This is a genomic window from Maribacter sp. MJ134 (assembly GCF_003970695.1).
Lineage (GTDB): Bacteria > Bacteroidota > Bacteroidia > Flavobacteriales > Flavobacteriaceae > Maribacter.
The window spans coordinates 1,665,724-1,686,833 of the sequence record NZ_CP034570.1; the positions used below are offsets into that span (position 1 = coordinate 1,665,724).

Here is a 21,110-nt window from a genome sequence, read left to right on the forward strand (position 1 = left end):
CATGAAAATTTTTAGAATAGCTTTTTTTACGCTGCTTTGTTTTATTGCTTTCGCTTCTTGCGAAAAAGACGACATTTGTGTGGAGGGAGATACGCCTTTAATGGTTATAGAATTCTACAATATTGATGATACTACCGCACTAAAGAACGTAACGGCATTAAGAGTCGTAGGACAAGGGCAAACCGTAACCGTAAACACGGTTGCAGATAGGTCTAGTCTAAATACCATAACCATTCCTCTAAAGACTGCCGAGGATACCACGAGTTTCTTGCTCATTTCCAATTCTGCCTCGGACGATAATGGCGCAGAAACAGGGAATATTGATACGGTAAATTTTTCGTATTCCAGATTAGAAGATTTTAAATCCCGTGCCTGCGGTTTTGTTATCAATTATGATAACCTAGATGCAAATTTAACGACGGACGCGGACAATTGGATACAAGGAATAGAAATTACGCAGACCCAAATTATTAACGCAGACTCTACACATGTCAAAATCTTTCATTAGCACCTTTTTATTCTTCAGCTTTATAACGGTTTTTGGCCAGAGCAAACCTATTGATACAAAGCCAAAAGATACTGTGGTGTACGAGCAATCCTATGGTCTGCGGGCAGGTATAGATTTAAGCCGGCTGATCTTAACCAGTTTAGATGATAATTATACAGGTTTTGAAATTGTTGCCGATTATAGGCTTACCCAAAAACTATACATTGCTGCTGAACTTGGAAACGAAAAAAGGACAAAACAAGAAGACCTTTACAACTTTACGACATCGGGCAGCTATATAAAAATTGGAGTGGACAATAATACCTATGCCAACTGGTACGGAGAGCAGAACTCAGTTTTTATGGGAGCTAGACTTGCCTTTAGCACATTTGAGAACACTCTGAACAATTATCAACTTTTTGACTCTAACCGGTACTGGAACCCCGAGGGTTTTGCGCCAGGCTCAAATGAACCAGAACAGTTTAGCGGTCTCAATGCCGCCTGGATAGAAGCACTATTCGGAACTAAAATAGAATTATTTTCAAATATTTTTTTAGGTGCAAGTGTACGCTTGGGTTTTCTTTTTACAGATGCGCAGGATGGCCGCTTTCCTCTTTTATGGGTTCCGGGATTTAATAAGGTCACCTGGGATAGTAAATTTGGTGTAGGTTACAACTATTCCATATCCTATTTTCTGCCTCTGTATAAGAAGAAAAACAGGGCAAAGAAAAAAATAGAGGAACTTGAAAACGAAGAAGAATAGCTTATAATTCTTTTACACCTTTTAAGAATAACCACTTGATCACCAAACGCCGACCCTCGGCATGTACCACGGCAAATTTAGGAGCCAATACCGTGGCGATAACGGCTGATAAAAGTGCAAGTAACAATCTATGGAGTTCTAAAAAATAGGCCAGAGCAAACCGAGCTACGAGAAAAAGTACGGCGAATCCGATAAAGTTAAATAACAGTGCCTTGTTTTTCAAAGTCATACCTTAATCCTGTTTGCTGTATTTCGCTTTTTTACTTCCCTCGTACATGACATACTGTACCAATCGCGATTCTAAATGACTATTGAATACTTTTATTTTTCTAGAAGGACGTAATCCCACAAATTTTAAAGCCTGCAGATTAGAGGTAATGAACCAAGCATTAGTTCCGGGATATCCCTGTTTTAAAGTATCTCCGATATCCGTATAAAATTCCTCCACATCAAAATCCGAGTCTAAATCGGAACGGTCCAACCGCTCCCCATAAGGTGGATTAAAACACATGTGCAACGGGCGCTCACCTTCTTTATCCGTCTTAAAGAAATTAGCCCTTTTAAGTGTAATATATTCCTCTAGGTTGGCATTTTCTATATTCTCCTGCGCTTTTCGAATAGCTGAGGGTGCTTTATCATAACCGGTAATTTTATGATGGAATTCCCTCGTCTTCTTTAAACTTGAATCTATGATTTTTTCATAGAGCTCTTCGTCAAAATCAGGCCATTTTTCAAAAGAGAAACCCTTTCTATTGATGTTCGCAGGAATATTACAGGCAATCATAGCGGCCTCCGTAAGCATGGTACCACTGCCGCACATGGGGTCTAAAAAATCGCACTGTCCGTCCCATCCACTTAATAATAATAAACCAGAAGCCAAAACTTCATTGATAGGAGCTATATTGGTAGAAATGCGATAACCTCTATGATGTAAGGAACTTCCAGAACTGTCCAAAGAAACATTGCAGGTATTGTTGTGAATATGCATGTTGATACGCAAATCTGGATGTTTAACGTCAACATCGGGTCTTTTCCCTTCCGTATCCCTAAACTTGTCTACAATAGCATCTTTCGTTTTCTGGGATACATATAAAGAGTGTGTAAAAGCTTCAGAATTTACCGTAGAATCAATGGCAAAAGTATCTTCAACAGAAAGATATTCCGTCCAGTCCATTTCATAGATTTTTCGATATAAATCTTTCTCATTGCCCACCTGAAAGGAATTTATGGGCTTAATTATTTTAATGGCCGTCCGCAAACAGAGATTGGCCTTGTACATGAACCCAGTATCACCCTCAAAGGCTACGTTTCGCACACCCTCTTTTACATTGCTCGCTCCAAGGTTCCGCAATTCTTTTGCCAGGATTTCTTCAAACCCGAAAAGGGTCTTGGCCACCATTCTAAAATTATTACCCATCAGCTATTTTTAACCTACCACAAAAATACGTTAATTTTGATGCCGAAAAGGAGAAACACCAATTCCTTTCTAATCACCTTACTATCATAAATGATATATCTATTACCCGTACTTGGAGTTCTTCTCAGTTTTATTTTAGTCCTAATACTAAAGCCCAAGAATAAGGAGCATTTTAAACTGTTACTCGCATTTAGCGGTACATTTCTATTGGCACTTACCATTTTTGAGCTGCTACCAGAAGTTTATGATAACTCAGATACCAAAACAATTGGGGTGTTTATAATGCTCGGTATCCTACTACAGATTTTTTTGGAATTCTTTTCCAAGGGTGCGGAACACGGCCATGTTCACCTATCGAGTCAGAGTGAAGTGTTCCCTTGGCTCCTGTTCCTAAGTCTTTCGCTACATTCGCTTTTAGAAGGTGTCCCCGTCTTGACAAATGAAACAATGGTATACGCTATTTTAATTCATAAAATACCCATTGCTCTTATACTTAGTCTGTTCCTTTTGGGCTCTAAACTTAAGACCTTTTATGCCGGTTTATTTATAGTAATCTTTGCCTTCATGACTCCCTTAGGAACATTTTTAGCTGATAATATAGCTCTCATTGAGGACTATTCCGTTTATTTGAATGCCATGGCAATCGGCGTGTTTTTTCATATCTCTACCGTAATATTGTTTGAAAGTTCTGAAGGACATAAGTTTAACCTTAGGAAATTATTGGTAATCATATTAGGAATAGTGATTGCATATTTTTTGTAAATGTTCAGTAAAGAAGAATCTAGAAAACTAAGAGAAGCGTTTTGGATAGCCTTTGGAAAATCCTATCCTAGAAAATGGATTCTTTATAAAACGGGTAAGAAGGGTTTGGATTTTAAATTTCATTTCAATTTAAAAAGCGCTATGGTCTCGCTAGATGTTACTGGTAATTTAGAACAACGCATTGAAATATGGGAAAAACTAAATTCATTGAAAAGTATACTCCTAGCGGACTACCTGCCCACCGCCATTTTCGAAGATTGTTACCTTTTAGAAAACCAAAAGGAAATTTCTCGTATCTATGTAGAACGACAAAATGTTTCTATTCATAATAAAAACACCTGGCAGGAAACCATGATTTTTCTTCAAGATACCATGATTAGCTTCGAAGACTTCTTTTTAACCTACGAAGACATACTAAAATAAGGCGAAGCATATGTTATACTGATAGTGCGCTACTAAGAAAACAAATTAAATCTTCCCTGTTTAAGGCACATTACTATAAAACAGGTATTGTTTTCTTTGCACTATATCACATCTAAGAATATAAAAAACCAGTGACTTACAGCTCCAGCAAGGACAAATAAGTGCCAAATAAAGTGATTGTAAGGTATCTTATCTATAGCGTAAAAAATAATTCCAGCAGTATAGAATCCACCTCCCATAAATAATAGCCTAATTCCAAATTTTTCGGTATATTCTAAGAGATTTTGAAAGTCCAAAACAATTAACCAACCCATAGCCAAATAGAGGAGTAATGAAAAAAACTCATATTTTCCAGTAAAGAATAATTTCAATAAGGCACCAATAGCCGCAATGGACCAGACGTAAACAAAAATATCCCAACCATTTCCGTTAATCAAAGTAATCAAAGCAACAGGGGTATAAGTGCCTGCTATTAAAAGATAGATGCAGATATGGTCCAGAATTCTCAGCCTGTTTCTGAAACGAGCAAAAGAAACCTGATGATAAAGAGAGGAAGCCGTAAACATAAGTATGAAAGTGAAACTATATACTATAATGCTAAAAGTTGCATAGTCAGTTTTATGAGAATTTTTATTTAATAAAAGATAAAATCCCATTACCCCGAACAAAGCACCTATCACATGAGAAATTGTATTGAGTCTTTCTTCTTTTTGAATAACAGTAGGTTTAGTCATTAGGAATTATGGGGTTATATTTAATCTAAATGAATACTTGTATCCATCATTTATATTGTTTCCCGTGTTTAATAACAATATCCACATCCTGTAAAAGACTTATATATCTTAGCACGTCTCCTTTGACCGCTATGATATCTGCATATTTTCCAGGAGTCACCGTTCCCACTTCGTCCGAAACACCCATCCATAAAGAAGGCCAATACGTTGCTGCTCGTATGGCATACATGGGGTCTATCCCAAATTCATTTACCCAAACATCCAACTCGTTCCAAGTAGACTGACTATGAAATTTCATAGGAATACCACTATCCGTACCTATCATGAGTACTACCCCGGAGTCAAGTAATTGTTGAATTTTAGTTTTTAGAGTAGGCTTTCTGACAGGTGTTAATTGAAAATAAGGGAGCTGGTCCGGATGCTTTATGCTATTTTTTATGTCCGTAACCACCGTATCAGGCAGACCTCTGTGCCAAGAATCATTATCCAATACTTCAGGATTGTCCCTAGTATATTCATAGTTATACAACCCTTCTACAGTTGGACACCAAAACAAAGGACCTGAGCTCATATCAGCAGTTCGTTCCCTTATCATGTCCATTATATCATCCGGATATCTGGGAGCAGAAGATAAACCTGTATGCTCAAAACAATCTGCCCCTACTTTAAGTCCTCTTCGTATTTCTTCAGGCCTATGGCCATGTGCAACGACCTTCAAATTATTCTTATGTGCCTCGTCTACTATAGCCGATAATTCCTCCATGGACATTTGGTCTTGGTCAATCAACTTAACAACATCCACACCAGCCTTTGCTAATTTTTTAATTTTTTTGCGTGCATCATCAGGACCGTTAACTCCCCATCTAAAATCTTCCGTTCCAGGGTACGGTTCCTTTTGAATGAAAGGACCTGATACGTATAACGTAGCACCGGGAATGTCACCATTATTAATAGCATCTCTTACTGCAATACTCTCCGCTAAGGGCGCCCCTAGGTCACGAGCACTAGTAACACCTGCCATTAATAGTTGCTCTGCAGATGACGGCATAATAACATCTTCTAACAACGGTGGATAGGTTTTATCCCAGTATGCATAGTCCGCATGACCGTTAATCATGGTATGCACGTGCATATCCCATAATCCTGGAAGTACGGTCATACCTTCTGTAGATATTATTTCTGCATTATCTGGAATTTTAACTGTAGTAGTGGTCCCTACCGCTTTAATCTTTTCCCCCTCCACAATTATAACGCTATTGGCGATAGGTTTAGAACCATAACCATCTATGAGGGTTCCGCCTACTAGGGCCTTAAGATTTGAGTTTTGAGAAAAAGTAACAGTTGAAATTAGTAGTAGTACTAAAAGGAATATTTTATTGACCATATCATTTTATTTATGATATAAATATACCATTAAAGGTATTTACATACATCTTTCCCATAAAAAAACCCCCTTCACTTATAGTGAAGGAGGTTTCGAAGTAAGGCGGCTACCTACTCTCCCACTTGGTATAGCAGTACCATCGGCGCAAACGGTCTTAACTTCCCTGTTCGGAATGGTAAGGGGTGTGCCCCGTCGCCATGGCCACCTAAAACTGTAGCCCCCCTCGTTCCCCCCGAAGGGGGGATGCAAAAAAGGGCAATGTTTTTAAAGCACTTCCGTAAAATGTTCCCCTTTGGGGAACCCGGAGGGGCTTTGACATAATAAAGGAACAGGTACCCAAAAAGAAAGTAACGTCGCATCCGTTACGTCGAAGCGATACGGTCGTATAAGTAATGACGAAAAAGGAGTTGCACCCCCGTCCGGGGACGGGGGATGCGTGTGCGCAAGCCTGACGGGCAATTAGTACTACTCGGCTACGGACGTTACCGCCCTTCCACCTATAGCCTATCGACGTGGTCATCTCCCACGGCCCTTTAAAGAAATCTCATCTTGTGGCCGGTTTCGCGCTTATATGCTTTCAGCGCTTATCCGATCCCGACATAGCTACCCAGCAATGCCCCTGGCGGGACAACTGGTGCACCAGCGGTCGGTCCGACCCGGTCCTCTCGTACTAGGGTCAGATCCACTCAAATTTCTAACGCCCGCAGTAGATAGAGACCGAACTGTCTCACGACGTTCTGAACCCAGCTCGCGTGCCACTTTAATGGGCGAACAGCCCAACCCTTGGGACCTTCTCCAGCCCCAGGATGTGACGAGCCGACATCGAGGTGCCAAACCCCCCCGTCGATATGAGCTCTTGGGGGAGATCAGCCTGTTATCCCCGGCGTACCTTTTATCCTTTGAGCGATGGCCCTTCCATGCGGAACCACCGGATCACTATGCTCTTGTTTCCAACCTGGTCGACCTGTATGTCTCTCAGTCAAGCGCCCTTGTGCCATTGCACTCTACACACGATTGCCAACCGTATTGAGGGCACCTTTAGAAGCCTCCGTTACTCTTTTGGAGGCGACCACCCCAGTCAAACTACCCACCACGCACTGTTCTCTCCTTGGAGAGTTAGGCTTCAGACAAGCAAAGGCTGGTATTTCAACAATGACTCCACCACACCTGGCGATGCGGCTTCAAAGTCTCCCAGCTATCCTACACATTGCTTGACCGAAGTCAATACGAAGCTATAGTAAAGGTGCACGGGGTCTTTTCGTCCCACTGCGGGTAACCGGCATCTTCACCGATACTACAATTTCACCGAGCTCATGGCCGAGACAGTGTCCAGATCGTTGCACCATTCGTGCAGGTCGGAACTTACCCGACAAGGAATTTCGCTACCTTAGGACCGTTATAGTTACGGCCGCCGTTTACTGGGGCTTCAATTCAATGCGTCGCCGAAGCTAACATCTCCTCTTAACCTTCCAGCACCGGGCAGGTGTCAGGCCCTATACGTCATCTCTCGATTTTGCAGAGCCCTGTGTTTTTGATAAACAGTCGCCTGGACCTCTTCACTGCGGCCCCCCATACAGGGGGCGACCCTTCTCCCGAAGTTACGGGTCTATTTTGCCTAGTTCCTTAGCCATGAATCTCTCGAGCGCCTTAGAATACTCATCCCAACCACCTGTGTCGGTTTACGGTACGGGCTGCTTCACTCGCTTTTCTTGGAAGTCGATCCGCTGGATTATCACCTTGACCGTAGTCTCGGTGTACTATCGGGGCGTTACCGCTCCCTTCAACGTACAATTCCGTCTGTACGCACCAACTTCTCGCCTCCGTCACTTTTAGCGTGAGCAGGTACGGGAATATTAACCCGTTGTCCATCCACTACCCCTTTCGGGTTCGCGTTAGGTCCCGACTGACCCCCAGCTGATTAGCATAGCTGGGGAAACCTTGGTCTTTCGGCGTGCGGGTTTCTCGCCCGCATTATCGTTACTTATGCCTACATTTTCGTTTGTAGCTCCTCCAGCATCCCTCGCAGGTACACCTTCAACGGCACTACAATGCTCCCCTACCCCTCTATAAATAGAAGTCACGGCTTCGGTGATATACTTATGCCCGATCATTATCCATGCGGAACCGCTCGACCAGTGAGCTGTTACGCACTCTTTAAATGAATGGCTGCTTCCAAGCCAACATCCTGGCTGTCAATGCAGTTCCACCGCGTTATATCAACTTAGTATATACTTTGGGACCTTAGCCGGTGATCCGGGTTCTTTCCCTCTCGGACATGGACCTTAGCACCCATGCCCTCACTGCGCAGAAACATTTCATAGTATTCGGAGTTTGTCAGGAATTGGTAGGCGGTGAAGCCCCCGCATCCAATCAGTAGCTCTACCTCTATGAAACTATCTACACGCTGCACCTAAATGCATTTCGGGGAGTACGAGCTATTTCCGAGCTTGATTGGCCTTTCACCCCTACCCACAGGTCATCCCAAGACTTTTCAACGTCAACGGGTTCGGTCCTCCACTATGTGTTACCACAGCTTCAACCTGCCCATGGGTAGATCGCACGGTTTCGCGTCTACTACTACTGACTATGGCGCCCTATTAAGACTCGCTTTCGCTACGGCTCCGTTCCTGAAGAACTTAACCTTGCCAGTAAAAGTAACTCGTAGGCTCATTATGCAAAAGGCACGCCGTCACCCCGAAGGGCTCCGACCGCTTGTAAGCGTATGGTTTCAGGATCTATTTCACTCCGTTATTCACGGTTCTTTTCACCTTTCCCTCACGGTACTGGTTCACTATCGGTCTCTCAGGAGTATTTAGTCTTGGCGGATGGTCCCGCCGGATTCATACAGGGTTTCACGTGCCCCGCACTACTCAGGATACCACTATCTGAAAGTTCCTTACCTATACCGGGCTATCACCGTCTATGGCCAAGCTTTCCAACTTGTTCTAGTTCGTCACTCATCGAATGTCGTGGTCCTACAACCCCGTTATTGCCGAAACAACAACGGTTTGGACTAATCCGATTTCGCTCGCCGCTACTATCGGAATCACTTTTGTTTTCTCCTCCTCCGGGTACTTAGATGTTTCAGTTCCCCGGGTTTGCTTGCTTTCGCATGACATATCTTCAATATGCCGGGTTGCCCCATTCGGATATCTACGGATCATATCGTGTGTGCCGATCCCCGCAGCTTTTCGCAGCTTATCACGTCCTTCTTCGCCTCTGAGAGCCTAGGCATTCCCCATACGCCCTTTTCCAGCTTGTCGCCAAACCTTCTTGTTTGCTTACTTATTATGTATTCGTACTCTTTTCTGTAATCGCACACCATAAGGCGTACGATCAAGATTCGTGTTTCTTTCTTTTTAGGTATATACGACACTAATGTCGTATATCCTGTTCCAATATGTCAATGAACGTTCATGCCGGACTTGATCCGGCATCTCCTCGGCAAGGTACCGACCTTGGTCGGTGCTATCCCTCGGAGTTTCCCGCATGCGCGGGAATTCGTGGAGAATATCGGAGTCGAACCGATGACCTCCTGCGTGCAAGGCAGGCGCTCTAGCCAGCTGAGCTAATCCCCCAATTACTAGTAGTTAGCAATCAGTAGTTAGTAGTTAGTACAACTACCACTCAACTTCTAGAATTTCCTGTTCAGTATTTCAGTCTCAATGAACGTTGCCCGGTTCTCCCTTAAAAAACCCTTGGGCCCATTAGTAGTCCCAGGCAGACTCGAACTGCCGACCTCTACATTATCAGTGTAGCGCTCTAACCAGCTGAGCTATGGGACTGTCCCTACACTACAGCTCCCTAGGAAGCATGTAACGTATTTACTTATATATCGTAATTGTGGAGTTGTTGTAGATAGTGATGGTCAAAATCGAATTATAAATCGAAAAAACGGGACCGGGAACTTCTTCCGAAAAGGTCAGGGACCGTCCTTAAAGGACAATCTCTAGAAAGGAGGTGTTCCAGCCGCACCTTCCGGTACGGCTACCTTGTTACGACTTAGCCCTAGTTACCGATCTTGCCCTAGGCCGCTCCTTACGGTGACGGACTTCAGGCACTCCCGGCTTCCATGGCTTGACGGGCGGTGTGTACAAGGCCCGGGAACGTATTCACCGGATCATGGCTGATATCCGATTACTAGCGATTCCAGCTTCACGGGGTCGAGTTGCAGACCCCGATCCGAACTGTGACAGGTTTTGTAGATTCGCTCCGCCTTGCGACGTGGCTGCTCTCTGTACCTGCCATTGTAGCACGTGTGTGGCCCAGGACGTAAGGGCCGTGATGATTTGACGTCATCCCCACCTTCCTCACGGTTTGCACCGGCAGTCCCGTTAGAGTCCCCATCATGACATGCTGGCAACTAACGGTAGGGGTTGCGCTCGTTATAGGACTTAACCTGACACCTCACGGCACGAGCTGACGACAACCATGCAGCACCTTGCAAATTGCCCGAAGGAAAAGGTATCTCTACCCCTGTCAATATGCATTTAAGCCCTGGTAAGGTTCCTCGCGTATCATCGAATTAAACCACATGCTCCACCGCTTGTGCGGGCCCCCGTCAATTCCTTTGAGTTTCATTCTTGCGAACGTACTCCCCAGGTGGGATACTTATCACTTTCGCTTGGCCGCCCAGCACTCAAGGTGCCGGACAGCTAGTATCCATCGTTTACGGCGTGGACTACCAGGGTATCTAATCCTGTTCGCTCCCCACGCTTTCGTCCATCAGCGTCAGTATATGGTTAGTCAGCTGCCTTCGCAATCGGTGTTCTATGTAATATCTATGCATTTCACCGCTACACTACATATTCCGCCAACTTCACCATAACTCAAGACGACCAGTATCAAAGGCAATTCTACAGTTGAGCTGCAGACTTTCACCACTGACTTAATCGCCCGCCTACGGACCCTTTAAACCCAATAATTCCGGATAACGCTCGGACCCTCCGTATTACCGCGGCTGCTGGCACGGAGTTAGCCGGTCCTTATTCTTACGGTACCGTCAACAAGCTACACGTAGCCCTTTTTCTTCCCGTATAAAAGCAGTTTACTACCCATAGGGCATTCTTCCTGCACGCGGCATGGCTGGATCAGAGTCTCCTCCATTGTCCAATATTCCTCACTGCTGCCTCCCGTAGGAGTCTGGTCCGTGTCTCAGTACCAGTGTGGGGGATCCCCCTCTCAGGGCCCCTACCCATCGTAGCCATGGTAAGCCGTTACCTTACCATCTAGCTAATGGGACGCATGGCCATCTTCCACCGGCCGAAGCCTTTAACCCTTTCACGATGCCGTGAAAAGGTACAATGGGGCATTAATCTTCGTTTCCAAAGGCTATTCCCCTGTAGAAGGTAGGTTCCATACGCGGTGCGCACCCGTGCGCCGGTCGTCAGCGGAGTGCAAGCACTCCCTGTTACCCCTCGACTTGCATGTGTTAGGCCTGCCGCTAGCGTTCATCCTGAGCCAGGATCAAACTCTTCATCGTTGTTCTGTATATATTCGTCCCAACCATTCCAACGTCCGTCCACGGCCCCGATTCTCTCGATTTAATTCTATTCTTCCCGAAACCCTAAGGCCTCGGGAAATCACTTGATTCTTTTTCTCTACCTAAAAACCGAAACGGTAACCCCGAAAGGCACCACTCAGCTCTTATTCTCTCCACAATATTTCAATGAACTCCTGTAATCCCCTAACGCTCCGAAAACATCACTGTCTCCACGTTAGCACTTCAAGTATCTCTCAAAGCGGGTGCAAATATAAGAGTGTTTTTTGAATTAAAAATAAAATTCACATCTTTTTTAAACTTTTTTTCTCTCTTTTTTTTAATGCTCTAAATCCTAGGTCATTATAGAAATTAAAAAATCTAAATGGGCATTGAATTTAATAAAATACTTCCATCCCCACAAATCTTCACTAACGAAAATTATGGACATCATTACAAAAACACTGGTCTTCACTCTTCAAAAGGAATCAAGGCTTCTTTTGAGCAACTATCCAGATGCTTATAAACGTTCGAAAAAACAACATCATAATATATTGTGCGCCTAACTACTACGCATTATCTTTGCCCATTACATATTATACCGATTATAATGATTAAAATAACGCTACCAGATGGTTCCGTTAGGGAATTTGAAAAAGGTATCACTCCGATGGAGATTGCCAAGAATATAAGTGAGGGATTTGCAAGGAATGTGATTTCAGCAAAATTTAATACCGCTATCATCGAATCTTCCACTCCTTTACATGAGGACGGATCTCTTGTACTTTATACTTGGAAAGATAAAGAGGGCAAAACTGCTTTTTGGCACTCCTCCTCACATATTGTTGCGCAGGCCTTGGAGGAATTATATCCTGGAGTGAAACTAACCATAGGTCCGGCTATTGATAATGGCTTTTATTACGATGTAGATTTACCGGAAGGAACTATCTCAGAAAAAGATTTTCCTTCCATTGAGAAAAAAGCACTGGAAATTGCCCGTGGTAAGCACGATTTTAAAATGAAATCGGTCACGAAAGAAGATGCGCTTAATTTCTACAGAGAAGAAGGTAATGAATACAAGATAGAGCTCATAGAAAACCTTGAGGACGGAACGATTACATTTTGTGACCATGACACCTTTACGGATTTATGCCGAGGCGGTCACATCCCCAATACCGGAATTGTTAAGGCGATTAAAATCCTTAGTGTTGCTGGTGCCTACTGGCGTGGGGACGAAAACAAACCTCAATTGACGCGTATTTATGGTATTTCGTTCCCAAAGCAAAAAGAACTGACAGAATATCTTGCTCTTTTGGAAGAAGCTAAAAAAAGAGACCATAGAAAACTAGGGAAAGAACTAGAGCTTTTTACTTTTTCTCAGAAAGTAGGTCAAGGGCTTCCGCTTTGGCTTCCTAAAGGTGCAGCATTACGCGAACGATTAGAAGGATTTTTGAAAAAAGCGCAGAAAAAAGCAGGTTACGAAATGGTGGTAACCCCGCATATTGGTCAAAAAGAACTTTACGTTACTTCAGGGCATTATGCTAAATATGGAGAAGATAGTTTTCAGCCCATAAAAACTCCTAAAATGGATGAGGAGTTTCTATTAAAACCAATGAATTGCCCCCATCATTGTGAGGTCTACAATTTTAAGCCACATTCCTATAAAGACTTACCCAAACGTTTTGCAGAATTTGGCACGGTCTACAGATACGAACAGAGTGGAGAATTGCACGGCTTAACAAGGGTAAGAGGATTTACCCAGGATGACGCCCATATTTTCTGTACACCAGATCAGGTAGATCAAGAATTTATGAACGTGATTGACTTATCTCTATACGTACTAGGTTCGTTAGGTTTTGATAATTTTACCGCCCAGGTTTCTATAAGAGACCCTAAAAACCCTGATAAGTATATTGGAACGGTCGAAAATTGGGAAAAGGCAGAAAATGCCATTATCAATGCTGCCAAGGAGAAGGGACTGGATTATGTTATTGAAGAGGGTGAAGCTGCGTTTTACGGCCCTAAGCTAGATTTCATGGTCAAAGATGCGCTGGGAAGAAACTGGCAGCTCGGCACAATCCAAGTAGATTATACGTTGCCAGAGCGTTTTGACCTGACCTACAAAGGGAGCGACAATGAGCTACACAGGCCTATTATGATACACCGGGCACCCTTTGGAAGTATGGAGCGTTTTATAGCTTTATTACTAGAACATACGGGAGGTAATTTCCCGCTGTGGCTTATTCCTGAACAAGCTATTGTATTGCCCGTAAGTGAGAAACATGAAAAATATGCGGAAAAAGTTTTAAAATCCCTAGAAAATAGCGAAATTCGCGCCCTCATTGATAATAGGAACGAGACTGTTGGCAAAAAAATCAGGGAGGCAGAGATGAATAAAATCCCCTTTATACTGATAGTCGGAGAAAACGATGAAAAAGCAAATACCATATCCGTTAGAAGGCATGGTGGAGACGATTTAGGAGCCATTACCATAGAAGAGTTTAAAGACTTGGTAACTAAGGAAATAAATAGTACTTTAAAGTCGTTTTAAAAAATTAAGTTTAACTAAAAATATGAAGTCATAGCAATACGTAAAAGATTTAGACCCCAACCAAGAAGGGAAAACAAAAATCCCCATAATATCAATGAAAAAATACTTGCTCCAGAAGTAAGGTTGGTTGGTGACAATGTAGAAGTTGGTGTTTATCCTATTAGGAAGGCACTGGACATATCTAAAGAACTGGAATTGGATTTGGTAGAAATATCTCCCAAAGCTAAACCTCCGGTCTGTAAGATTATCGATTATAAGAAATTCTTGTACGAACAAAAGAAAAGGGATAAGGCAATGAAAGCCAAAGCCTCTAAAGTTGTCGTAAAAGAAATACGTTTTGGTCCAAATACGGACGATCACGATTATGAATTTAAAAAGAAGCATGCTGAAAAGTTCCTTAAAGACGGAGCAAAATTAAAAGCGTACGTGTTTTTTAAAGGAAGGTCCATCGTTTATAAGGATCAGGGAGAAATATTATTATTACGATTGGCATCGGAATTAGAAGAACTAGGGAAGGTAGAACAGATGCCAAAATTGGAGGGTAAGCGAATGACCATGTTCATTGCTCCTAAGACAAAAGGTAAATAACACCTTCGGCTTCGCTCTGCGACCGATGGTTCGGCCAATCTTAAACGGTAAGCCGATTATATAAAATACTGAATTTTGTTTGCCTTTAAGTGGACATATTCAGCATACACAAGTGAGATTAATACTTAAAATAGGAGAAAATGCCTAAGCAGAAAACAAAATCCAGTGCCAAAAAGCGATTCAAGCTTACCGGTACAGGTAAAATCAAAAGAAAGCACGCTTTTAAAAGCCACATTCTTACGAAGAAGTCTAAAAAGCGTAAGCTTGCTTTAACACATGATACTTTAGTACATCAGCACGATGTAAACAGTATTAAAGAGCAATTAAGATTAAAATAATTGTCCTCTAACAGGTAAATTTATTAACCATGGAGTTAGGCTTAAAACAAAGTGTCAATTTTGACCGCCTACTACAAAAAAATTAAAAGAAATGCCAAGATCAGTAAATGCAGTAGCTTCAAGAGCCAGAAGAAAAAAGGTGATGAAGCAAGCCAAAGGATACTTTGGAAGACGTAAAAACGTCTGGACAGTAGCTAAAAATGCGGTTGAAAAAGCGATGTTATACGCTTACAGAGACCGTAGAAACAAGAAAAGAACGTTTCGTGCACTATGGATAACACGTATCAATGCGGGTGCTAGGTTACACGGAATGTCTTACTCTCAATTTATGGGGAAAGTAAAAGCTAACAATATAGAACTTAATAGAAAAGTACTAGCAGATTTAGCGATGAACCACCCAGATGCTTTTAAAGCAGTTGTAGATCAAGTAAAGTAAAAAATAAATTATCTCACTTATAAAAATCCGATTCTAACGAGTCGGATTTTTTGTGTTATATCCTAAACATAATTTTATAGCTCAGGGCAAATCAATTTCCAAAGGCGGTGACTACCAGGCTTCTGCCAGATGCATTGTTTCGGTGTTCACATAGATAGATTCCTTGCCAAATCCCTAGATTAAGCCTGCCATTTGTAATTGGTATCTGCACCGAAGCACCCATCAAAGCGGCTTTTATATGTGCCGGCATATCATCAGCACCCTCGTAGGTATGAATATAATAAGGTGCATTTTCCGGAACCATTGTATTCAAATGACTTTCAAAATCCACCCGAACCGTGGGGTCCGCATTTTCATTTATGGTTAAACTAGCAGAAGTATGTTTTATAAATACCTGCAACATTCCCGCCTCTATTTTATCTATCTCGGGAATCTCCTTTAAAACAATCTCCGTTATAATATGAAATCCCCTTTTAAAGGGTTTAAGTTTAAATTCTTTCTGATACCAGTGCATACTTGTCTATTATTAAATAAAGGTAAAACTTTAAAACAAAGGCAAAGATATTGTGCGTATTGAAATACCTTTGACCTCAAATATATCACCCCATGAACTTATCCAAGGTAAAAATGGTCGTTTCCGATATGGATGGGACATTATTAAATTCCCAACATGAAATGAGTCATCGCTTCTTTGAGCTTTTTGAAGCGCTAAAGGAGCATAATGTGCTCTTCGTTGCGGCCAGTGGAAGACAATATAATAGTATTCTTGACAAGCTACACACCATTAAGAACGATATTATTGTGGTTGCTGAAAACGGAGGTTTCGTAATGCGAAAAAATGAAGAGGTACTGAGTACGCACCTACCAAAATCACAACAACAAAAAATCTTAAAGGTACTTTCCGAAGTTTCTAACGTACATACCGTTTTGTGCGGGAAAAGAAGTGCTTATCTTACCGGGGAATCTGAAGAATTTACAGCCCTTTTAAGGCAATATTATTCCGCTTTTAACATCGTGGACGATTTAAACGGAGTTGATGAGGAGATCATAAAGACGGCAATCTATCATTTTGAAAGTTCCGAGGCATTTATCTACCCCCATGTGCAACATTTAGAGGTTGATTTAAAGGTAAAAGTCTCTGGACCCAATTGGGTAGATATCTCTAGCCCTAACGCCAATAAGGGCTTTGCCGTTGAAAAACTACAAGAAATTTATGGGATTTCACCAGCTGAAACTATGGTCTTTGGTGATTATAACAATGATTTGGAAATGTTGGGGCTTGCAGATTTTAGTTTTGCCATGGAAAACGCCCACGACAATGTAAAACAAGCTGCTAACTACCAAACTGCCAGCAATGATGCATTGGGAGTAGAGCGCATTTTGGAACAACTTGTAGCACAAAAGCGCTAGGTCTTTTGTTTTTTCTTTTTTGCCGCTGGGAACAAGACATTGTTCAAAATAAGTCTATATCCTGGAGAAGTGGGATGTAGTTCCAATTCTGTTTTAGGGTCCCCTACCCTATGCTGATAGTCCTCCGGGTCATGGCCTCCATAGAACGTAAAAAAACCTTTTCCCTTTATTCCATGGATGTACCTTGCCTCCTCGTTCAGTTTGTTTTCACCAAGCACCAATACGGTGGGCTTTAATTGGTTTCTATTAAATGCCGTGGTTTGCCCCATAAAACCTTTGACCAAAGCGGTATGGTTTTGACAGAGCATAGTCGGAACAGGGTCCCACTTCGCAGAGAAATCCATCAAAGAGAAGTAATCGGATTCTTTGGGTACGTTACCCCTTTTAGAAGTCATATCTATAGAAGAAAACTCGTATTTTAAAGGGCTCCGCTCCAATATAAAATCCTTAAAGGCAAAAGTGTTATTAAAGTCTAAACTAGCTTGATAGTTAGGGTCCGATGCATCACCATCGAACATTGGCTCGCAAATATCAACACCGTCCGCCGCTAAGGCAATATCAAAGCTATCCGTAGCCGAACACATAGCGAACATAAATCCGCCACCTATGACATAGTTTCTAATTTTTAGGGCAACCGCCCCCTTTTCTTCCGAAACTTTATCGTAACCAAGCTTACGTGCCAATTTCTCAGACTCTTTCTTACTATCGATGTACCAAGGGGTAGCCCTATATGCACCATAAAACTTACCGTATTGCCCCGTGAAATCCTCATGATGTAGGTGCAACCAATCGTACAAGGCCAACTTATCATCCAAGACCTCCTCATCATAAACCGTTACATATGGAATCTCTGCATAGGTAAGGGCCATGGTTACCGCATCGTCCCAAGGTTGGTTTCCCTTAGGCGAGTAGACCGCTATTTTGGGTGCTTTTTCTAATATTACCGCGTCTTGATTTTTAGAAGGACTACTTATTTCATCTAATATACGGTTGGCTTCACTATCGGAAATTACCTCAAAGGAAACTCCCCGTATTTGACATTCCTTGCGCACACTATCGCCATCGGGCAATAAAAAAGAACCACCACGGTAATTTAAAAGCCATTGTACTTTCTGTTGCTTAGAAAGCATCCAATAGGTAATCCCATAGGCCTTTAAATGGTTCTTTTGCGTATCCGCATCCATAGGAATAAGTATGGAGGAAGCTGAAATCTGAAGTGTAAATAGAACAAAGAAAAGAGAAAAAAAACGTCTATGCATAAGCTAATATCTAAAATTTTGTCCGTTACATTGACATTTTGACAGTTAAATATTACTTACCCTTTTTAGCAATCGGAAGTGATTTTAGTTCTAAAATATTCGCGATTTTACTACGCTTTTCATAGTTTACATAATTATTATAAAGATAACTATAAACCCGAGATGTCAACATATGAAGGGCTACTGGATTACCCTTAAAATCTTCTTTCATTCTGATTAATTCAGGAATACTCAGTTTACCATAGTAAGTTTTAATATTAAACGTTATTAATTTTGCTGCGGGAGAATTTATTCTTTTGGCTACTTGGTCGTAAATATCGTCGATGTTTTGAGTCCCTACTGCAAGAGATAAATTTGCAAACGAACCCAAACACAATCTATAACCAATATAATAAAGAAATCCTGAAATCTTTGATTTCAAAATTTCTTTATCTCTAATCGTAATTTCTTTTTTGTCCTTGCTATGCTTTTCTAAAAAAGCCTCGATTACTTCTTCCCGATCTGATTCCAAAACTGTTGATAAATGATCAATTGATCTGAAGCAAGCATTATAGGCAGCTTCTAGCATTGATATTAGTTTTTCTTTTTCAAAGTTCCCGTGTTGATTTTTAATTATTTGCCCTAAAATTTTAATGACCTTAAAATTTTCAACAAGATCAGAAGAACTTATTTCCTCAGAATCATCCTCCGATTTACTGGATTGTCTTTTAATTTGAAGTTTATCTTTTTGAATTAAATCTTTTTCCCGATTTTTTGCAGGGTTAGTACTTTCTGGCAAAATATTTTCTTCGATCGTACTCACAAAATTGGATAAAAACTTGAAAAATGAGTCATCAGTCTCTAATGTTATAGGTTTGAAGTCTTCGAAAGGCAACATACTTTTGAATAATATTTCCTCAAGAAGGTTATTATCTTTAGTATGATGAGTAAGGAATACTAATATATTAGCATTCATTTCATTATTTAAATTATAGATTAGGCTATTAACTATAGTTTTTCCTTTGACAGATGTCAATATTGTTGATATTTTCTTAGCCGTTAGGTAATACGCTAAATATTTATAACTAAAATTATAATTATTCTCATCGTCGCTCAATATAACAGCTTCAGTTAAAATCGACAAAATATCCTGAAAACCATAATAAAAAACATATTTATCAGTGTAATTAGCGTAGAATTCCTGCAATTTGACCTTAGAAATAGTACTTTTTTCTCCCTCGTACATCCAAAATGATAATTCTGTCAAAAAATTGAAAACACTTCCAATTTTGTCATTAGGGACGCTCTGTCTTAAAAGACTAACATGTATTAAACTATGATAACAATATGCATACGAGGTTGGTGCTACATCATACGAGGAAATTTGATTTTCAAGGCTTTGTAAAAGTGTTAAGATAAAAAAGGGGTGGGAAGGTATAAGTTGTTCACCTAATAGATTAGTGATTGTGTCAAATGTGATTTTGACATTTCTCATAATCTCTTCCTCTTTTAAGGTTAGCTCATTCTTACCAATTCTTATCCATTTTTCTATCAACATATTTCTCTTCAAATACCCTAGCGGTATAATCTTAAAATGGTCATAATCAGAATAAACTTTTTCATTTTCTGTAATTTGATTAACCTTTACAGCCTCTCCTGTAGAGACGATAATAGTGGCAAATAAGGGGTCAAACTTTTTCAAGAGAGTTTCCTTTGCCGACGAATTCAAGTTCGATTTATCAAAGTTTTCAATCAATAATATTTTTTTTGATCTATCAGTCTGAACGAAACTTTCATAAATTTGAGTACCCCGTCCATATTGGATTTTCACGGCTTTTCGTAAAATAGAATCAAGATCAAAGTTTTTTATACTTTTTCCGGATATTAGTAAAGGAAAATTGTTGTAGGAATAAAAATCAAGAAAATATTTTTTCAGAAGAGAAGTTTTGCCGGACTGACTATCACCTTCTATGATTACTTTTTTATCTATGTAATCATCCAATATGGATTTTGAATCAACATATTTAGGATTCTTAGTCGACTCAGAAATAAGTTCTAAATCAGGATAGACAAAGACGTCAGTTAGATAGAGCGTTTTGTTACTCGTTTTTTTTATTGGAACAGATAAACTGTTTAAATCTCTATTAAATTTATCATCAATAAGAAGTCCTTTCTGTTTTTCAGAAATACTAAACTTTAAAGGTTTATCCGTGATAAACATACTATTTCTCCATGTGAATTCTGAAGTGTTAATGCAGTTATCTTCTGTATCAATCAAAAAAAGATTGAACCCAGATGTCTGATCATATCTATTTTGCAATGCTTTACCCTCGACATAAATAAAGCCATCCTTACTGACCAAAGAATTGGTAATGTTTTTTGAACCAGTATGCTCATGACCACATAATACTAAACTAGAACTCCCTAGTAATAATGACTCAAAACTTTTCTTGTTATTGTTATCCGTGTTGGGAGAAAGCCAATTTGTTGGATGGTGAAATACTGATATTACTAGAGAAGTTTTAGACTGTGACTCCTTATTCAAAAATGATGACTCTGGTATTGTCAGTGAACCAACTTTCTCATCGATTTTAGAACCCCAACTTGTATTATAACAGTTAAAAATGATATCCTTATCAAGTTTTATTTTAAAGGTGATTTGAGAAGAAATATCAAATTTTTCTTTATCTAAAAAACTTTTATAAAATTCCCAATACTCATGTTGAACACTCAAACATTGTTCAATAATTTGGCTGTCCGTATCGTCTCCTAAAGGTTGCGATAAAAGTGTTTCTCGAACGGCATCCTTTTCACTAAAATTACAATCATGATTACCAGGAACTAAGATAAATTCTACCGTTTTCAAAGTTCTAGATGAACTCCTAAACTTTTCACTCAACTCAGTTAAAAAAATTCTAGCTATTTCATATTCAGATTTTTTTCCCTTGTTTGCTAAATCACCAGAAACTACTATAAATAAAGTAAAGACACCAGAAATCTTATTACTGACAGCACTAACAATCTTATCTACCCTTCCTAGAATAGGATCTTTATTATCTTGAATGTGAATATCAGTAAGATGTAAAATTCCGATTTTCAT

General features: G+C 40.6%; 16 protein-coding genes, 2 tRNA genes and 3 rRNA genes. 9 read left to right on the plus strand and 12 right to left on the minus strand.

Going from position 1 to position 21,110, the window contains the following annotated elements; translation table 11 throughout:
• Position 1: 1 nt before the first annotated feature.
• Together EJ994_RS07220 and EJ994_RS07225 are read left to right on the plus strand one after the other, a co-directional pair.
• Positions 2 to 508 carry a DUF6452 family protein gene (locus tag EJ994_RS07220; protein ID WP_126591853.1) on the plus strand — a complete coding sequence of 169 codons (507 nt, stop codon included), beginning with the start codon at positions 2 to 4 and terminating at the stop codon, positions 506 to 508.
• Entirely contained in the window at positions 489 to 1,250 is a 762-nt protein-coding gene (locus EJ994_RS07225; protein ID WP_126591854.1) for a DUF6048 family protein, read from the plus strand. The genes EJ994_RS07220 and EJ994_RS07225 overlap by 20 nt, the downstream gene beginning before the upstream one ends.
• Position 1,251: 1 nt before the next feature.
• Here the strand turns inward: EJ994_RS07225 and EJ994_RS07230 are convergent, their stop codons facing one another.
• Entirely contained in the window at positions 1,252 to 1,479 is a 228-nt protein-coding gene (locus tag EJ994_RS07230; protein ID WP_126591855.1) for a hypothetical protein, read from the minus strand.
• A gap of 3 nt (positions 1,480 to 1,482) precedes the next feature.
• On the minus strand, positions 1,483 to 2,667 hold the full coding sequence (locus tag EJ994_RS07235; RefSeq protein WP_126591856.1) for a class I SAM-dependent RNA methyltransferase: 1,185 nt from the start codon (positions 2,665 to 2,667) through the stop codon (positions 1,483 to 1,485).
• Positions 2,668 to 2,757: 90 nt separating this feature from the next.
• Between EJ994_RS07235 and EJ994_RS07240 the strand changes: the two genes are divergently transcribed.
• Both EJ994_RS07240 and EJ994_RS07245 read left to right on the plus strand, forming a co-directional pair.
• Positions 2,758 to 3,429, plus strand: a complete 672-nt coding sequence (locus tag EJ994_RS07240) for a ZIP family metal transporter (protein ID WP_126591857.1) — start codon at positions 2,758 to 2,760, stop codon at positions 3,427 to 3,429.
• Positions 3,430 to 3,852 (plus strand): DUF4268 domain-containing protein, encoded by a 423-nt coding sequence (locus tag EJ994_RS07245; protein WP_126591858.1) that lies wholly within the window; start codon positions 3,430 to 3,432, stop codon positions 3,850 to 3,852. It abuts the gene before it with no gap.
• A 101-nt stretch (positions 3,853 to 3,953) separates the two neighbouring features.
• Here the strand turns inward: EJ994_RS07245 and trhA are convergent, their stop codons facing one another.
• The 7 genes from trhA to EJ994_RS07280 form a co-directional block, all read right to left on the minus strand.
• The gene (trhA, locus tag EJ994_RS07250) at positions 3,954 to 4,586 is read right to left on the minus strand and encodes a PAQR family membrane homeostasis protein TrhA (RefSeq protein ID WP_126591859.1); all 633 of its coding nucleotides are present in this window, start codon (positions 4,584 to 4,586) and stop codon (positions 3,954 to 3,956) included.
• Between the two features lie 46 nt (positions 4,587 to 4,632).
• On the minus strand, positions 4,633 to 5,970 hold the full coding sequence (locus EJ994_RS07255; RefSeq protein ID WP_126591860.1) for an amidohydrolase family protein: 1,338 nt from the start codon (positions 5,968 to 5,970) through the stop codon (positions 4,633 to 4,635).
• A gap of 97 nt (positions 5,971 to 6,067) precedes the next feature.
• Positions 6,068 to 6,179 (minus strand): 5S ribosomal RNA (gene rrf, locus EJ994_RS07260).
• Positions 6,180 to 6,408: 229 nt separating this feature from the next.
• Positions 6,409 to 9,234: ribosomal RNA gene (locus EJ994_RS07265) — 23S ribosomal RNA — on the minus strand.
• Between the two features lie 240 nt (positions 9,235 to 9,474).
• A tRNA-Ala gene (locus tag EJ994_RS07270) sits at positions 9,475 to 9,548 on the minus strand.
• Positions 9,549 to 9,681: 133 nt separating this feature from the next.
• A tRNA-Ile gene (locus tag EJ994_RS07275) sits at positions 9,682 to 9,755 on the minus strand.
• Positions 9,756 to 9,923: 168 nt separating this feature from the next.
• Positions 9,924 to 11,452, minus strand: a 16S ribosomal RNA gene (locus EJ994_RS07280).
• The 16S, 23S and 5S rRNA genes sit together here with 2 tRNA genes alongside, the layout of an rRNA operon.
• Before the next feature lie 607 nt (positions 11,453 to 12,059).
• Here EJ994_RS07280 and thrS point away from each other — a divergent pair.
• The 4 genes from thrS to rplT all read left to right on the plus strand — a co-directional run bounded on the left by thrS (position 12,060) and on the right by rplT (position 15,362).
• The gene (gene thrS / locus EJ994_RS07285; RefSeq protein ID WP_126591861.1) at positions 12,060 to 14,000 is read left to right on the plus strand and encodes a threonine--tRNA ligase; all 1,941 of its coding nucleotides are present in this window, start codon (positions 12,060 to 12,062) and stop codon (positions 13,998 to 14,000) included.
• Between the two features lie 30 nt (positions 14,001 to 14,030).
• Entirely contained in the window at positions 14,031 to 14,588 is a 558-nt protein-coding gene (gene infC, locus EJ994_RS07290; protein WP_099573941.1) for a translation initiation factor IF-3, read from the plus strand.
• Positions 14,589 to 14,728: 140 nt separating this feature from the next.
• The gene (rpmI, locus tag EJ994_RS07295) at positions 14,729 to 14,926 is read left to right on the plus strand and encodes a 50S ribosomal protein L35 (RefSeq protein ID WP_047245905.1); all 198 of its coding nucleotides are present in this window, start codon (positions 14,729 to 14,731) and stop codon (positions 14,924 to 14,926) included.
• A gap of 91 nt (positions 14,927 to 15,017) precedes the next feature.
• Complete coding sequence (gene rplT, locus EJ994_RS07300) at positions 15,018 to 15,362, plus strand: 50S ribosomal protein L20 (RefSeq protein ID WP_099573940.1); 345 nt, start codon at positions 15,018 to 15,020, stop codon at positions 15,360 to 15,362.
• A gap of 91 nt (positions 15,363 to 15,453) precedes the next feature.
• Here rplT and EJ994_RS07305 read toward each other — a convergent pair whose 3' ends face one another.
• On the minus strand, positions 15,454 to 15,876 hold the full coding sequence (locus tag EJ994_RS07305) for a secondary thiamine-phosphate synthase enzyme YjbQ (protein WP_126591862.1): 423 nt from the start codon (positions 15,874 to 15,876) through the stop codon (positions 15,454 to 15,456).
• A gap of 92 nt (positions 15,877 to 15,968) precedes the next feature.
• Between EJ994_RS07305 and EJ994_RS07310 the strand changes: the two genes are divergently transcribed.
• Positions 15,969 to 16,772 carry an HAD family hydrolase gene (locus EJ994_RS07310; protein ID WP_126591863.1) on the plus strand — a complete coding sequence of 268 codons (804 nt, stop codon included), beginning with the start codon at positions 15,969 to 15,971 and terminating at the stop codon, positions 16,770 to 16,772.
• Here EJ994_RS07310 and EJ994_RS07315 read toward each other — a convergent pair.
• Both EJ994_RS07315 and EJ994_RS07320 read right to left on the minus strand, forming a co-directional pair.
• Entirely contained in the window at positions 16,769 to 18,031 is a 1,263-nt protein-coding gene (locus tag EJ994_RS07315; RefSeq protein WP_126591864.1) for an asparagine synthetase B, read from the minus strand. The genes EJ994_RS07310 and EJ994_RS07315 overlap by 4 nt on opposite strands.
• 52 nt (positions 18,032 to 18,083) lie before the next feature.
• Positions 18,084 to 21,110, minus strand: a complete 3,027-nt coding sequence (locus EJ994_RS07320) for a metallophosphoesterase (RefSeq protein ID WP_126591865.1) — start codon at positions 21,108 to 21,110, stop codon at positions 18,084 to 18,086.

Coding starts and splice junctions, on each gene's coding strand:
- EJ994_RS07315 (WP_126591864.1), bottom strand. CDS start 18,031: ATGCATAGACGTTTTTTTTCTCTTTTCTTTGTTCTATTTACACTTCAG.
- thrS (WP_126591861.1), top strand. CDS start 12,060: ATGATTAAAATAACGCTACCAGATGGTTCCGTTAGGGAATTTGAAAAA.
- EJ994_RS07230 (WP_126591855.1), bottom strand. CDS start 1,479: ATGACTTTGAAAAACAAGGCACTGTTATTTAACTTTATCGGATTCGCC.
- rpmI (WP_047245905.1), top strand. CDS start 14,729: ATGCCTAAGCAGAAAACAAAATCCAGTGCCAAAAAGCGATTCAAGCTT.
- EJ994_RS07225 (WP_126591854.1), top strand. CDS start 489: ATGTCAAAATCTTTCATTAGCACCTTTTTATTCTTCAGCTTTATAACG.
- EJ994_RS07255 (WP_126591860.1), bottom strand. CDS start 5,970: ATGGTCAATAAAATATTCCTTTTAGTACTACTACTAATTTCAACTGTT.
- trhA (WP_126591859.1), bottom strand. CDS start 4,586: ATGACTAAACCTACTGTTATTCAAAAAGAAGAAAGACTCAATACAATT.
- EJ994_RS07220 (WP_126591853.1), top strand. CDS start 2: ATGAAAATTTTTAGAATAGCTTTTTTTACGCTGCTTTGTTTTATTGCT.
- rplT (WP_099573940.1), top strand. CDS start 15,018: ATGCCAAGATCAGTAAATGCAGTAGCTTCAAGAGCCAGAAGAAAAAAG.
- EJ994_RS07305 (WP_126591862.1), bottom strand. CDS start 15,876: ATGCACTGGTATCAGAAAGAATTTAAACTTAAACCCTTTAAAAGGGGA.
- EJ994_RS07245 (WP_126591858.1), top strand. CDS start 3,430: ATGTTCAGTAAAGAAGAATCTAGAAAACTAAGAGAAGCGTTTTGGATA.
- EJ994_RS07320 (WP_126591865.1), bottom strand. CDS start 21,110: ATGAAAATCGGAATTTTACATCTTACTGATATTCACATTCAAGATAAT.
- EJ994_RS07240 (WP_126591857.1), top strand. CDS start 2,758: ATGATATATCTATTACCCGTACTTGGAGTTCTTCTCAGTTTTATTTTA.
- EJ994_RS07235 (WP_126591856.1), bottom strand. CDS start 2,667: ATGGGTAATAATTTTAGAATGGTGGCCAAGACCCTTTTCGGGTTTGAA.
- EJ994_RS07310 (WP_126591863.1), top strand. CDS start 15,969: ATGAACTTATCCAAGGTAAAAATGGTCGTTTCCGATATGGATGGGACA.